The organism is Microcoleus sp. K4-B3, from assembly GCF_036704615.1.
GTDB lineage: Bacteria > Cyanobacteriota > Cyanobacteriia > Cyanobacteriales > Microcoleaceae > Microcoleus.
This window is the reverse complement of record NZ_JAUBSF010000005.1, coordinates 57229-72049: the sequence shown is the minus strand read 5'-3', so window position 1 is coordinate 72049 and position 14821 is coordinate 57229. Positions and strand designations below refer to the sequence as shown.

The 14821-nt window shown below is 45.9% G+C and carries 15 protein-coding genes and 1 pseudogene; 10 read left to right on the top strand and 6 right to left on the bottom strand.

Annotation, left to right across the window (positions count from 1 at the left end):
- A partial coding sequence (locus QUA78_RS04475) for an SdrD B-like domain-containing protein (protein ID WP_333398604.1) occupies positions 1–2182 on the top strand: 2182 nt, incomplete at its 5' end.
- A gap of 193 nt (positions 2183–2375) precedes the next feature.
- On the opposite strand, the gene QUA78_RS04470 is transcribed toward QUA78_RS04475, so the two are convergent.
- The 5 genes from QUA78_RS04470 to QUA78_RS04450 form a co-directional block, all read right to left on the bottom strand.
- The gene (locus tag QUA78_RS04470; RefSeq protein WP_333299847.1) at positions 2376–2951 is read right to left on the bottom strand and encodes a TIGR04376 family protein; all 576 of its coding nucleotides are present in this window, start codon (positions 2949–2951) and stop codon (positions 2376–2378) included.
- 158 nt (positions 2952–3109) lie between these two features.
- Positions 3110–4336, bottom strand: coding sequence for a hypothetical protein (locus QUA78_RS04465; protein ID WP_333299846.1), 1227 nt, complete (start codon positions 4334–4336; stop codon positions 3110–3112).
- Positions 4337–4774: 438 nt separating this feature from the next.
- A complete protein-coding gene (locus QUA78_RS04460; protein ID WP_333299845.1) occupies positions 4775–5332 on the bottom strand; it encodes a hypothetical protein in 558 nt (185 codons plus the stop codon).
- Positions 5319–6437, bottom strand: a complete 1119-nt coding sequence (locus tag QUA78_RS04455; protein ID WP_333299844.1) for an AAA family ATPase — start codon at positions 6435–6437, stop codon at positions 5319–5321. Before QUA78_RS04455 ends, QUA78_RS04460 begins: the two co-directional genes overlap by 14 nt.
- A 77-nt stretch (positions 6438–6514) precedes the next feature.
- Positions 6515–8437 carry an ABC-F family ATP-binding cassette domain-containing protein gene (locus QUA78_RS04450; protein WP_333299843.1) on the bottom strand — a complete coding sequence of 641 codons (1923 nt, stop codon included), beginning with the start codon at positions 8435–8437 and terminating at the stop codon, positions 6515–6517.
- Between the two features lie 164 nt (positions 8438–8601).
- Here QUA78_RS04450 and QUA78_RS04445 point away from each other — a divergent pair, with 164 nt between their 5' ends.
- From QUA78_RS04445 to QUA78_RS04430, 4 genes are all read left to right on the top strand, one after another.
- Positions 8602–9372 carry a hypothetical protein gene (locus QUA78_RS04445; protein WP_333299842.1) on the top strand — a complete coding sequence of 257 codons (771 nt, stop codon included), beginning with the start codon at positions 8602–8604 and terminating at the stop codon, positions 9370–9372.
- A 42-nt stretch (positions 9373–9414) separates the two neighbouring features.
- A complete protein-coding gene (locus QUA78_RS04440; protein ID WP_333299841.1) occupies positions 9415–9642 on the top strand; it encodes a DUF433 domain-containing protein in 228 nt (75 codons plus the stop codon).
- A gap of 139 nt (positions 9643–9781) precedes the next feature.
- A complete protein-coding gene (locus QUA78_RS04435; RefSeq protein WP_333237553.1) occupies positions 9782–10036 on the top strand; it encodes a hypothetical protein in 255 nt (84 codons plus the stop codon).
- Positions 10029–10292 carry a type II toxin-antitoxin system RelE/ParE family toxin gene (locus QUA78_RS04430; RefSeq protein WP_333299840.1) on the top strand — a complete coding sequence of 88 codons (264 nt, stop codon included), beginning with the start codon at positions 10029–10031 and terminating at the stop codon, positions 10290–10292. The genes QUA78_RS04435 and QUA78_RS04430 overlap by 8 nt, the downstream gene beginning before the upstream one ends.
- Before the next feature lie 66 nt (positions 10293–10358).
- Here the strand turns inward: QUA78_RS04430 and QUA78_RS04425 are convergent.
- A pseudogene (locus QUA78_RS04425) lies at positions 10359–10517 on the bottom strand (ATP-binding cassette domain-containing protein); the annotation flags it as partial.
- Between the two features lie 272 nt (positions 10518–10789).
- On the opposite strand from QUA78_RS04425, the gene QUA78_RS04420 reads away from it, so the two are divergent.
- From QUA78_RS04420 to QUA78_RS04400, 5 genes are all read left to right on the top strand, one after another.
- A complete protein-coding gene (locus tag QUA78_RS04420) occupies positions 10790–12688 on the top strand; it encodes a M48 family metalloprotease (RefSeq protein ID WP_333299838.1) in 1899 nt (632 codons plus the stop codon).
- 21 nt (positions 12689–12709) lie between these two features.
- Complete coding sequence (locus tag QUA78_RS04415) at positions 12710–13021, top strand: nucleotidyltransferase family protein (RefSeq protein WP_333299900.1); 312 nt, start codon at positions 12710–12712, stop codon at positions 13019–13021.
- A gap of 308 nt (positions 13022–13329) precedes the next feature.
- A complete protein-coding gene (locus QUA78_RS04410) occupies positions 13330–13905 on the top strand; it encodes a TMEM175 family protein (protein WP_333299837.1) in 576 nt (191 codons plus the stop codon).
- Positions 13906–13978: 73 nt separating this feature from the next.
- Positions 13979–14467: a cupin domain-containing protein gene (locus QUA78_RS04405; protein WP_333299836.1), complete on the top strand. Its 489-nt coding sequence runs from the start codon at positions 13979–13981 to the stop codon at positions 14465–14467.
- A 142-nt stretch (positions 14468–14609) separates the two neighbouring features.
- A complete protein-coding gene (locus tag QUA78_RS04400) occupies positions 14610–14801 on the top strand; it encodes a nucleotidyltransferase domain-containing protein (RefSeq protein ID WP_333189245.1) in 192 nt (63 codons plus the stop codon).
- Positions 14802–14821 lie beyond the last annotated feature (20 nt).

Here is a 14821-nt window from a genome sequence, read left to right as displayed (position 1 = left end):
CATCACCGGCATCAAATTTAACGACACCGACGGCAACGGCACTCAAGCAGCCGGAGAACTTGGCGTCGCCGGAGTGACTGTTTTCCTCGACACAAACGGTGACGGCATCCTTGGTGCCGGAGAAACTTCGACAACCAGTGATGCTAACGGCAGCTTTACTTTCCCCAACTTGGCCTCGGGCGCTTACAACGTCCGGGAAGTTGTACCGGCCAACAGCCAGCCAACAACTCCCAACCCGGTTTCGGTGACTCTGGCAGCAGGTCAAACTACTCCTGCTACAGTTAATTTCGGCAACCAAGCAATACCTATTCCAACTCCGACTCCAACTCCGACTCCAACTCCGACTCCGACTCCGACTCCGACTCCGACTCCGACTCCGACTCCCATTCCCACTCCCAGTCCTACTCCCGTGCAACAAGGCAGCATCAGCGGTCTTAAATTCAACGACGGCAACGGCAACGGCACTCAGGAATCGGAGGAAACCGGTCTTTCGGGATGGCAAATTTTCCTCGACGCTAACGGGAACAACTCTTTAGATTCGGGCGAAACTGCTGTTACCACTGACAGTTCTGGCAATTACAGCTTCAACAACCTCAATCCCGGCACTTACAACGTGCGGGAAGTGCAGCAGACTGGTTGGACGCAAACGACTACTAATCCCGCGCCGATTAATCTCGGTAGTGGCGAAAGTCAATCGAACGTTAATTTCGGCAATTTCCAAAATATTAGCATTAGCGGCAGCAAGTTTAATGACCTGAATAACAATGGGGTTTTGGACACTCAAGAACCGCTGTTGCCGAACTGGCAAATCTTCCTAGATGCTAACAGTAACGGCAGTTTAGATACTGGCGAAATTAACAATTTGACCGATAGTTTAGGCGGCTACACTTTCGCTAATTTAGGGCCGGGAACTTATCAAGTTCGGGAAGTTAATCAACCGGGTTGGACGCAAACTACTGCCAATCCTGCTGATATTATTGCTGTCAGCGGCACGAATGTTAGCAATATTAACTTTGGGAACTTCTTAGCCCAAATCCAACCACCACCACCACCACCGCAAGAAGGACAAGATGCTGAGTGCATTTGTGAACAAATTGTTTTGCCCAGCATTGGCAGTGTTCGCGGCCCGAGTTCTGTCACTAATACCCGCAACGGTACTAACGGCAGCGACACTATTCTCGCCAGCAATAACGATGACGAAATCAACGGCTTTAACGACGACGATTTGTTGGCCGGGTTGCGGGGCAATGATAATATTTACGGCGGACTTAACAGTGCTTTCCCGGTTGGCCCAGATATAGACAGGGACTTGGTGTTTGGCAATGAGGGTAATGATTATCTCAACGGGGTTGCTGGAGATGATTTAATCTTTGCGGGCAAGAACGACGATGTTGTTTACGGCGGCAAAGATGACGACATTATTTTTGGCGACCAAGAAAGCGATACTTTAATTGGCGACCAGGGTAACGATATTATCTACGGGGGAACTATTAACCCCTTCGACCCGGATTTGACTGGCAATGATTTGGTCTTCGGTTTGGTGGGCGATGACTTCCTCAGCGGGGAGAAAAATCAAGATACGATCGCAGGCGGTGACGGTGATGATACAGTGCGTGCGGGCAAGGGCGATGACTTAGTTTTCGGCCAATTGGGCAGCAATCTTCTATTTGGCGATGAAGGCAGCGATACTATCTGCGGTGGCGAGGGGGAAGATACAGTGTACGGGGATATTGGTAGTCCTCTTCCCATTGGTTCTGCTGGCGGACAAGACCAAATATGCGGCGGTTTGGGCAACGATTTGCTGTTTGGCAATGAAGGTCAGGATACCGTTAACGGGGAGACTGGGAACGATACTCTTTACGGCGGTAAGGATGAGGATAGTTTGCTTGGCAGTGCTGGGGACGATTTCTTGTTTGGAGATCAAGGGAATGATACTCTGATTGGAGGTACGGGGAACGATCGATTTATGTTGGGCATTGACCTCGGCAGCGAGACTATTGTAGACTTTCAATACGGTCTCGATTCGATCGGCTTAATGGGTGGTCTGAATTTCTCGCAACTGAGCATTGTTGCGGAGAATAGTTCTACTCTGATCCGAGTTACTGGTTCCGGTCAACTTTTGGCAACTCTCAGCAATGTGCCTGCAAGCGTGATTACTGCCACAGATTTTGCTCTCTTGTAGTGCGATCGAGCTAATTAATTAGGTAAGAATATTGTAGGGACGATTGATTAATTGTCCCTACAATTTTAGGATGGTATTTATATTAAGTCTCAGCGATCGCCATACCTGAGAGTCTGGGAGGTTGACGAATATGTGCACTGGGAATTCTAGTTTTGGGTAAACTTGTCCCTAAAGGATTGGGATGCTTTCGTAACTATCGGCCTATATTCCGCTTCATGCTATCGAGTTCTTCGTCTGCTTCCCAGCGTTGAAACTTTTCTTCTAAAGGATCGGCTGCATTAAAACTGTTATAATTTGAACTCTGATTCCAACCCTTTGTATCCCAATTCTGCTCTGTTTTAGTGGTAGTGCGAGTTGCAGCTTCTGCTGCTTTTGCTCGGACTTCTTTGCGACGCAATTGAATTTGGCGGTACAGTTCTTTGGCTTTTTCAATCCGTTCTTTGCAGCCTTGCATTTGACCCCAGCGCTGATTTCCCTGACGCAGCAAAGCAGCTTGCCGCTCTTGGGCAGCTTGAGCTAAATCGAGCCTTTGAGCCGCTTTAGCTTTGTTGATTCGATCGTTCCAGCGCTGAATTTCTTGGGCGGCGGAGAGAATTTCTGATTGCAGTTTTTTCTCTTGTTTCTGGATATCGAGAATCAGTCGCAGAGTGTCTTCTTCTTGTTCCTTCAGTTGTTCTTCTATTGCCTGCAATTCCAGATGGGGATTGCTGCGCAAAAATTCTTCTAATCTGGTTTCTAGAAAGCGGCTGAAATCGTCAAATAAGCCCATTTGTTATTAGTCCTATGTTATTGGTTATTTGTTATTTGTTATTTGTTATTTGTTGTTAGTTGTTAGTTTTTCGCAGTTGAGATTCCCCAGTGATTAATTTATTAGCTACTAACAACTGACAACTGACAACTGACAACTAACAACTAACAACTGACTAATTAAAATTTCTGCCCGACAAAAACCGATCGCACATCTCCTCCCTTGCGGATAACTGCTTCTTGATTTTTGATTTCTGCCAGGGTCCAACCGCTAGCGCCAATGCTTTCGCCGACATAAATTCTGCGGGCTACACCGTCTACTTCAAACAAAGCGGCCGATCGGTCGCCCAACTCCAAAATCCCTACCAGCGTGTGCGCGGAAGTCGGGGCGCTGCTGACGGCCGGTGCGGATTGCTCGGGCGCGGGCGCGGATTGCTGGGCTGCTGGCGCTGGTGCCGGTTCGGTTTCGCGAGCCAAAATCTTCGGCTGGGGAGAATCAGAGGGGGAAGGGGAAGCGGCGAGGGGAGTTCGAGTGCCTGCAGCGGCGATCGCGCGACCGGAGGCTGGAGCCGCCGGCGAGGGGGAAACTGCGGCGGTTTGAGGAGCAGCCGGAGCAGCCGGAGCAGCCGCTACCGGAGCAGCCGGAGCCACAGTCACCTGAGCGGGGGGAGGGATGACTACGATTTGGGGTGCAGGTGCTCCCGGCTGCGCGCCGGCTTGTTCTAGGGCATCAGCGATGCGGTTGACTGCTGTCGAAAGACCTGCGGTTGCGGGCGGCGCGCCGGAAATTGAAATGCTCGGCAACGTCCCAGGGGTGGCAACTCCAGGAACTCCTGCAAGTTGCGGGTTGGGCTGGGGTGCTTTTTTTTGTTCGATCGCTTCTAGCGAGCGCTGCACGTATTCGACAAACGGGGTGTCTGGTGCTGTTTTGCCACTTGCTACCGGCCTCTCTGGTGCGGGGGCTGCGGGCAAGCGCACCAGTCCCGACCTGCTTGCCAGCCACAAGCCCATGACTAGCAGCAGCGACCCAAATGCTGCTCCGAGCAGGATTCGGTCGAATGATTGTTTGGACTGCTGTTTTTGGGTTGTTTCTAGGGCGACTTGGCGGGCGATCGCTTCTACGTCTTTTTCGGCTCGCTGCGGCTGGGGCGCCAACGGCGACAAAACTATTTGAGGTACCGAGATCGACTTGAGCGCCACGAATTCTGGCGCTACCGGCTCGGCTGGCAGTCCGCCACTGCCGTCGAATGCTCGATCGACTCCTTCAAACAGTTCGTCCATCAACCGATCGGCGTAGGACTCTACTGCCACTGCTTCGGCTGGCACTGTTTCGACGGTCGCAACCACGGCGATCGGATCTGACGCTGATTCCAAAGACATCTGTTTGGCGATTACTTTTTGAGACATAGTTTTCTGTTTGCTCCCGCTCCTCGACAACCCTGAGATTCTCAACTTCAGACTTCTACAGGATACTTGTGATGTTGACCAATTCTTGGCTCAGAACAGGTCAATTGTATCTCACCCATCACCATATTTTTAGTCCTCGGCCAACTTACTTTGCCCGATCGACTTTTGTTTTACGTGTTTTCCGCTTTTTCGGCTGCCAGTCTTACTTGCTTACCCTGACTTTTAGTGGATATTCTACTGCTTTTGTCAACCCCACCCTCCGGGCCTTCACAGTTTGGGACACACAGCTTTACTTGAGGCTCTCGCAAAAAAGCGGGTTTTTTGCCGCTGTTTCCGCTGGATATTGCAGCTTTGAAAAGGATTTCAGACTTTTACCAGTCTTAAGTTTGTTGGTCAGTTTGCTTGACAGTAGTAACAAGCTCCAGATTTTCTGATAACTCATGGCTGCAACAGTGGTAACAACCGCTGTAATTCCCCACAAGCTGCCTGAAGCGATCGCGGCGCATCTTCTGGTAAGCTCTGAGAATAACATCGATCGGCTAAATCCTCAACAGCGGTTTTGCAAACAGCCTCATTTTTCTCAAATCTTGCATAAGCAGCCTCCTCATTCACAGTTTCTCCCTGCAAATAGTGTATCCAAGTCTCAATATTGCGCTTGGGAACAAAAATCGCGATCGCCTCATTCGATTGCCTCTTTTCCTGAGCATTTTCATCAAGGACACTAGCTAACTCATTAAGTCTTGCTTCCAGCGTACCCGTATCTGCATCAATTAACACAACTAATCCAATCGACACCTGGTTTCTCTTCTGGCGATAAGCTTTCACTTCCACCGGATACTGAGTGCGTACATACTGTTCTCCTGCTTGGCTACCTTTAGGACAAATATTAGCCCGAAATCGACCTGTAAAACCTCGCTTTTTTAGGAAATAACGCGCAAAAACCTCCTGCTGTCTGTCCTCGCAGAGAATGACAATCTGAACTCTAAGCTGACTCATTCAACCATCCCCGTGCAATCAGTTCAGAAACTGGCAATCCCGAATTGTCAGCTACTTCATTGCTAATTCGTTTGACTCGAACAGCAGCATTGCTTTGACGCTCAAACCAATAGCCAATCGGTGAAGCTAAAAGATAGTCAATTAACTCAGGATGGTGAGAAATTAGTAATGCTTGAAGTTTTCCCTCGCTACAAAGGTCATAAAGCTCAATCAGCCAGGGTTGAATTTCTGGCAATGCTAAAAAGTTTTCCGGTTCATCAATCCACAAGGTATATTCTTCAGATTTTGTACCGTAAATCAGCGCGTATAAAGCAACTAATGTTTTTTGTCCGTCCGACAATTCTCTGAGACGATATTCAATTGGCTTGCTGTTATCTGTTTCTCCGGAAAACCGCAGTTTTAACACCAAATTATCTTCGCTTACTCGCTCAAACTTAAAATTTTTGAATCCATCCAAAACATCTCTTAAAATATTTCCAATTTCAGCAACTTTACCTTGGTCTTCAGACAAGTAGCGATACCAAGAAACAAAATTTTCCATCTTAGGAGTCAAACGCATTTGTTCTTGGCTACTTTCATCAACCATCAAGCTGGGTACAACTTGCACGATGATAAATCGCGCCATCCGTTCTCTAAACCAAGTTAACTTCGTGTTGTCGTTTCTTGGCATTAATGAAGGCAGAATAGATTGCGACCAGTCAAACTGGTATTTCGGGCCCGGTGAATAATCATCTCGATAGAGTTGAACTTCGCCGAATTCAAATATCAGTAAAGGCTGGTTATCACAGAGCAGACTCTCGTACCTAACACGACATTTATCTCCATACTCATCGATTTGTAATTGATATGTGTAGCAGCCGTCATTACCGAGAATTTCTAACTCGAAACGCTGAATTTTTAAGATTTGCCAGCGGGTGAAGTCCGCAGGTTTGAAAATTCCTTCTACCTTACTGTCGCCGCTGACCAATGCTTGGATTTTCTGCAACACCTCAAAAACTGTTGATTTACCCGAGCCGTTAGCACCGAGAAATAGATTAATTGCATCAAAGTCAAGTTCAAAGTTTACCAGACAGCGAAAATTGTCAATATATATTCGTTTCAGCATGGGATTTTTTCACTCATAATTCCTCTAGCTCCTGTCATTGTTAACAGGAGCTAAACACAACACTCGAACAACCCAAATTAACCCACCCGTTCCGCCAATTCCAACCAGCGCTCAGTCGCCCGATCGATCTGCTGCGTCAACTGAGCCAAACGATCGGATAACTTCTTCACCTCCGCAAACCCGCTCGGAGCATTGTTAGACAACCTCTTCTCAATCTCTTGTTTCTCAGCTTCCATCTGCGGAATTTGACTTTCTAATTGTTCGTATTCTCGCTTATCATTGAAGGAAACTTTGGTAGATTTTTGAGTTGAACTTGGGGATTTTGAATTGTTAGATTCAGCGGTGCGTGTAAGTTTTTCTTTTTCTTTTTGTCCTTTGATTTCCTTGGCTTCTTCGGCTTTTTTGTAGTCTAAATACACCGAATAATTCCCCGGATACAAGCGCAAATTCCCGCCCGGTTCCAAGGCGAAAACCATGTCGATCGTGCGATCGAGAAAATAGCGATCGTGGGACACCACAATCACGCAGCCGTTAAAATCTTCGAGATAATCCTCCAAAACCGCCAAAGTCTGCACGTCCAGGTCGTTTGTCGGTTCGTCCAAAATCAGCACGTTTGGCGCACTCATCAGCACTTTCAACAGAAATAACCGACGCTTTTCCCCGCCCGAAAGTTTGCTAATTGGTGAATACTGTTGGTTCGGTGGAAACAGAAACTTTTCCAACATTTGAGAAGCGGTAATGATTTCGCCGTCCGCCGTTTGCACCAATTCCGCCACACTTTTCAAGTATTCAATAACTCGCTGATCTTCATTGGGCGTCAAATCCTCTGAATGCTGGTCAAAATAACCGATATGAATGGTTGTCCCAATTTCGACAGTACCCGAATCCGGCTGAATGCGTCCGGTGATGATATCCATCAGCGTCGATTTTCCCGCACCGTTGCTACCAATAATTCCAATCCGGTCTTCGGGAGTGAAATTGTAGGTAAAATCTTTAATTAAAGTGCGATCGCCGTAAGCTTTATTGATATGCAGTAACTCAATCACCTTCTTACCAATCCGGCGGCCCGCTGTCGCAATCTCGACTTTGCCGTTGGCTGTTTTGAATTCCTCTGCTCGCATATCTTTAATGCGATCGATCCGAGCTTTTTGCTTGGTACTGCGCGCCTTCGGCCCCTTCTTCAGCCATTCCAACTCGCGCCGCAATACTCCCGAGAATTTGCGCTGAGTGCTGGCGGCGGATTCTTCAGCTAAGGCTTTTTTCTCCAAGTAATAAGCGTAATTGCCAGCATAATTGTAAAGGTCGCCGCGATCGATCTCCAGGATGCGATTGGTAACGCGATCGAGAAAATAGCGATCGTGGGTAATCAGCAGCAAAGCACCGCGATAGCCGTTCAAATAATTCTGCAACCACTCCACAGACAGCGCATCCAAGTGGTTTGTCGGTTCATCCATCAGCAACACGTCAGGTTCCGATAAAAGCGCCGTTGCTAAGGCAATTCGCTTGCGGTAGCCGCCGGACAAGTCGGCAATTTTCGCATCAAAATCCTCAATCCCCAACTTGGTCAAAATCAATTTCGCCTTGGTTTCCAAATCCCACGCATCCACCTCATCAATGCGTTCAGACACCGCAGACAGACGCGCCATTAACTTGTCTGTATCGCCTTTGCCGTGGGACAATTGATCGGAAATTTCCTCGTATTCGCGCACTAAAGCCATTTGTTCGCCACTGTCGGCAAATACTTGCTCTAAGACAGTGTGATTTTCGTCTAAATCCGGCTGTTGGGGGAGATAAACAATTGTAGCGCCTGGATTGACCCAGCGATCGCCAGAGTCGATCGACTCCATACCCGCAATCATTTTCAGCAGGGTTGATTTCCCGGAACCATTTGTGCCGATGAGTCCGACTTTATCGCCTTCATCGAGGCTGAAGCTGGCATCTGTCAAGAGTTCCTTGATGCCGAAGTCTTTTTTGATCGATCGCAGAGTAAAAATAGTCATGAGTATATAAAATTATTTACCTAACTTTTGACATCGATAAGCGAATTGCGGTATTTTAAGTTATATCATATATTGTAACGCATCTGCGATACAATTATAGGAACAATCTAGACTACAAAAGTGAAGGTTCCAAATTAATTTCACACTTGACCCTTTGTTTTTCTATGATATCAGAAGTAGCACTATCAAAAAGGCGAGGTTTTCAGTTTATAGAACTGGAAGCAAATAAGGTTGGCATTCTTTTAGTCAAAGCTCCCATTGAATTAAGCAGTCCGGTGATTTCCCAAGTATTTGGTGGCAATTTAGAGCTAAACGTATGGGGTAAGCAGTATCATCCTAGTGATTGCTGGATGTCACTTATATATCAGTATCAAGGACATCCGTGGAGTATAGTTTTTCCAATCAATGTGTGTCTAAATAGCAAGGTTTCTCAGGTGTCTGAGTTATTGAAAACTCGATGCATTTATTTACAGAATGAAGATACATCAGGTTGTTCTGCGTATCAGCTATTTGAGAATGGTAAATGTATTGAAGAGTTCGAGTGGGGGGTAGATTACACCGAAGAGGTTTTTGAGATTTTACCCCAAGAGTTACCGGAATATGCAGAGGAAATGGAAGCGCGGGGTACGCCCATAGCCGACGGTTGGAACCCCAAGAAATGGGATATTTATATTACCAGTGGTACTCATGTTGGTTACAAATTTCGCACTGAAGAATGCACGCTCAAAGTAACTGAAGATAGTTTAAAAGATCCGAGACTTTTTCTGGATTTTCTCCTGCGAAGACAAGATGCTTGGTTGCCTGATTATGAATACATCCCTTGGGGGGAAAATATCAAAGCTGAAAGTGCCAACGCTGACGATTTTGTGCGCGTAGACGGGATCAACAGAACGACTAAAATAGAGAGACCAACTCCACTTAACTGGGACACTTGATATGGTTTCATCCGAACTAATCTTGAGATTGCGAGGGCCAAAATGAAAATAGATCGTATTACAAGCAATCCAAAGCGGATGAACGGGCAACCATGTATTCGCGATCTTCGGCTTACTGTTCGTCGAGTGATTGAGCTGCTAGCAACTTATCCCGATCGAGAAGAGCTACATCAAGAGTTTCCAGAACTAGAGGATGAAGATATCCGGCAATCCCTAGTTTTTGTATCTTCTTACCTTGACGATCGCATCATTGAGCTACCTAATCGCTAGTGAGTTAACTACTATTACAACTGAATAAACCGCTTTTTTACATTATTTCATACAAAACACTAAATTGGGTATGACGAGGAGATTGACAAACAAAAAACCTAGGCGGTAAAATGAGGAAAAAAGCACGGATAATTCTCAAATGAACGATCGATCCTCAGCAGATTTGATATCACCCGCAGAGTTACACCGCCAGCTTAATGACTTACTCAAGCAACTATCACCAGAACGATTACAGGTGCTTGCTGATTTTGCGGCTTACTTAGCAAATGCTGAAAGCGAAGCTGCAACTCAAGAACTTTTGGAAATTTCTGGATTGCTAGAGCGAGTTAAGCAAAATCAAGCAACTCCTAAAACTGATTACACAACCTGGAGAAGTCTTCGCTCCGATGTATGAAGTTCTTCTCCATCCTGATGCTCAAAAGGTTTATGTCAATGCTGACAAAGCCCTAGCGAAGAAAATTGCCCGATGTTTGGAGCAGTTAGAACAAACTCCTCAGTTGCACCCTAACATTAAAGCCCTCAAAGGAGATTATGCAGGGTACTATCGCTACCGAATCGGGGACTACAGAGTGATTTACTCGATCGACGATGAAGTGGTGCAGGTATTTGTTGTGGCGATCGCTCATCGCAGTCAAGTCTATGAACCGTGAGGGCGAGTTAGTCAGCCCAGCAACAAGAGCGATCGATAGCGATCAATTTAATCAGTAAACCATCGACTCCATACCGGCAATCATTTTCAGCAGGGTTGATTTCCCGGAACCGTTGGTGCCGATGAGTCCGACTTTATCGCCTTCATCTAGGCTGAAACTGGCATCTGTCAAGAGTTCCTTGATGCCGAAGTCTTTTTTGATCGATCGCAGAGTAAAAATAGTCATCTGTATAGAAAGTCATTTACCTGACTTAGTTTAACGCAAGTTTGATCGAGTCCGGCTGCATCGATATTGTCTGTCGTTCCGATGAAACTTCTTCAAGCCAAGGGCGAACTCGATTTTTATGAGGATATAAATTTTAATAAATGTTAAGAACAAGTAGGGAAGACGGAGAATTTTCTGTACATTACTTTTGTGAAATAGTAAAAAAAGAAAAGCTTGACATACCTCAGCGATGTTCAGTAAATTAATTATATTATTCAAAATTTTGCATCCTTATGGCCATAACACAGGAACAGTTTGATGCATTAGTAGGAAAGCTGGAAGACTTCTCGAAAAGCAATCCAAAGAATTACCGCTTGCGAGTTGCCCTGTGGGCTACATTAGGATACGCCTATATCTTTCTGGTACTTGCGGGGCTATTGGCATTAATCGGGCTAGTAGTCCTATTTATCGTTTTTAGTCAGCGTATCAATGGTTACATTATCAAGTTAGCTATTTTGTTGCTGGTTCCCGCATGGGTGATTGTGCGATCGCTGTGGGTAACTTTCCCACCTCCCCAAGGTTTGAAAGTCAATCGTCGTCAAGTTCCTCACTTATTCGCCCTAGTTGATGAATTGACAACTAAACTTCAAGCTCCCCGATTCCATAACATCGTGTTGAATCAGGATTTCAACGCAGGAGTCGTTCAAATTCCACGGTTGGGTATCTTTGGTTGGCAGCAAAACTATTTACTTTTGGGACTTCCCTTGATGCAGTCGTTGTCTGTGGAACAACTTAAAGCAGTTCTGGCACACGAGTTAGGGCATCTCTCTGGCAACCATTCCCGCTTTGCAGCATGGATTTATCGAATGCGCAAAACCTGGATGCAGATTTATGAACGATTGCATCAAAGCGATCGGGAGGGGGCAGCAGTTTTGTTTAATCGCTTTCTGGACTGGTATTGGCCTGCTTTTAATGCTTACTCTTTTATCCTGGCGCGGATGAATGAGTACGAAGCAGATCGCTGTGCTGCTCAACTCGCTGGAGCAAAAACTGCGGCTGAGGCTCTCATTAACATAGAAGTAAAAGCTCGTTTTCTGGAAAGTTCTTTCTGGACAGATATTCATAAGCAAGTGGAAAATCAGATCGAGCCACCAGACAATGTTTACTCCTCGATGTTGACCGTGTTGCATAGTCCGATTGCTGAAGAGAAGAACAAGCAGTGGTTAGAGCAGGCTCTTGCACAAAAGACAAATAATTCAGACACCCATCCCTGCCTTACCGATCGACTAAAATCGCTGGGTTATTCGACGGCTAAGGCACAAAATCTATGTAAGCCAGCGACGATACAAATCAGTGCAGCAGAACATCTTCTGGGAACAGCATTACAACAGTTCGCTACCCAGTTCAATCGGGAGTGGAAAGAAGCAGTATCCACACCTTGGCGACAACGCTATGCCTACCTAAAGAAAACTCAGGACGAACTTCAAGCTTTAGAGCAAAAATCACAAATACAGACACTTACCGAACAAGAAGTATGGCAACGAGCCTATTACGCCTTGGAATTGCGAGGTGATGAAGCAGCGCTTCCCTTGTTGCAAGATCTGTTAAAAAATTATCCAGATCATGCAGAAGCAAACTACACTCTTGGGCAAATTTTGTTACAAAAGGCTGAGAATGCAGGTATTGCTTACATTGAAAAAGCCATAGTGAAAAGGATGGATTGGGTCATAGACGGTTGCGACTTAGTTTACAGTTTCTTACGGAAACAAGGTCAAACAGAAGAAGCAGAGAGATATCGCGATCGAGCCGATCAACATTATCAGCTTCTGCTAAAAGGTCAAGAGGAAAGATCGAAAGTGTTCGATTGCGATACATTTAAAACTCACACTCTAGAAGAATCAGAGGTAAATGAATTGAAGCAGCAGCTAGCTGATTATCCGCAGGTTAAAGAAGGTTATCTGGTAGAGAAAGTTGTCACGTATTTTCCCGAAAAGCGCTTCATTGTTTTAGGAATTGTTCGTAAACGAGGTTGGATTGAAAGTGAAGATGCGGATCTAAAGTTAATTGACCTGCTCGCTACCAATGTGCAGTTTCCTACTCAAGCCTATATCATCTCTTTCAGTAACAGCGGTACTGGTAAACTCAAGAAAAAGATTTGTCAGATCGATCGCTCTTTACTTTTTAGATGTTAGTGCTATGAGTAAGGAGGCTGAATAAAAACAGCGATCACCCTACAAATTGACCAAATCACCAAATTCTGCCAACAGTGGCAAATCATCGAACTCTCCCTCTTTGGTTCGATCCTTCGTGACGACTTTCATGCCGACAGCGACATCGATATCCTAGTTGCTTTTGCCCCCACAGCCAACTGGGGTCTACTCGATCGCGCCCAAATGCAGGAAGAACTCGAAGCAGTGCTAAGTAGACGAGTCGATCTAATCAGTAAACGGGCGATCGATCGCAGTTCCAACTGGATTCGCCGTCAAGAAATTCTCTCTACTGCTCAAACTATTTATGTCAAATAACCGCGATCGCGCTTCCATAATCGATCGCTCTTTTTCTTTCAACAACTGCTTCTCCCGTTTTACCCGTTGCGCGATCGGGTATTGATAAGAAGTCGTGCCGATCGGCTGCTTAAACAGATCAGCGAAAAGTCCGTTAAGGTTGTCTGTTTTCAGCCGAGATTAGGCAAGCAAAATGGTAGGCTTTCTTTGTTGGTAAGTGCCAGCGATCGCCGATCGGTATAGCACATCACTGCAACCGACCTTATGCTAAGTTATTTTTGGAATGAGAAGCGATCGCCAGCGCAAGCAGAAAAGGAGGATATACAAAAATGGGTAAAGGTAGGTTAGAAGCGTTCAGCGATGGTGTAATCGCCATTCTCATCACCATTATGGTGCTGGAATTGAAAGTGCCCCATGAACCTGATTTAGCTGCGCTGCGTCCGCTAGTTCCAGTATTTCTGAGCTATGTACTCAGTTTTATTTATCTTGGTATCTACTGGAACAACCACCATCACTTGTTACAGGCGGCTCGGCACGTCAATGGTAATGTTTTGTGGGCTAATCTGCATCTGCTGTTCTGGTTGTCACTCATTCCCTTTGTCACTGGCTGGACAGGCGAGAACCACTTCGCAGCCTGGCCAGTTGCGCTTTATGGCACAGTGCTGTTGTTGGCTGCGATCGCTTACTTCATTCTTACTCGTGTCCTTATTTCTTACCACGGTAAAGATTCCACTCTGGCAATTGCACTTGGGCGAGACTTTAAGGGGAAGGTATCAGTAGTGATTTATGCCGTAGCAATCCTGCTTTCCTTTGTGAACTCGTGGTTTGCTTTCATGCTGTATGTTTTAGTTGCGATCGTGTGGCTTATCCCCGATCGGCGTATTGAGAGAAGTCTGAATTCGTGAAGAATGTTCCAGGAAAAGCCATCGCCAGCCAGCTAACACTTTGCTTTACCAATTACCAATTAACAATTAACAAATGACAATTCATCAAAACGGACTTTTTGTTGAACCTGGTCAAGGTCGTTCTTACTACCTTGGTCAAGACCTCTATACCTTCAAGGCAGTTGGTGAAGAGACAGGTCAAGCCTATGCGCTTTGTGAAGTAATTGTTGCACCTCAAGGCGGTTCACCGCCCCATCGGCACCACCTAGAAGATGAATCATTTTATGTTCAAGACGGAGAGATTGAATTCCAGCTTGACGATCGTACTTTCATGGCCACGGCTGGAACCTTCCTTCATTCACCGAAAGGTCAGCTTCACCGATTTACAAATACGACCGCTACACCGGCTAAGATGATGGTTTGGGTCACTCCTGCTGGCTTTGAGAAATTTATTGCCGAAGTTGGAAAGGCAGTGAATGGTGAGATTACCCTGGGAGCATCCTTGAACCCTGAAGACCTTGACAAAATTCTTACTACTGCTCCCAAGTACGGTATCGAGATCGTACCTCCACCATCCGAGTAGCGATCGTGCGATTTCTTACCGTAAAAAAACAACAACGCAAAGAAGTAAAGAGATAGCTCATAAGCAGTCCAACTTGACTCTACGAATGCTGCTTGAGCAAGATTCTCAAGCAAACTATTTGGTCAATCAGTAAGGAGGCTGAATGAAAACCGCGATCGCCCTGCCAATTGACCAAATCATCAAATTTTGTCAACATTGGCAAATCATCGAACTCTCTTTCTTTGGTTCTGTCCTTCGGGACGACTTTCATGCAGACAGTGACATTGATATCCTAGTTACCTTAGTTCTGACAGCCAATTGGAGTTTACTCGATCGCGCTCAAATGCAGGAATAACTCAAAGCAATCCTCAGCAG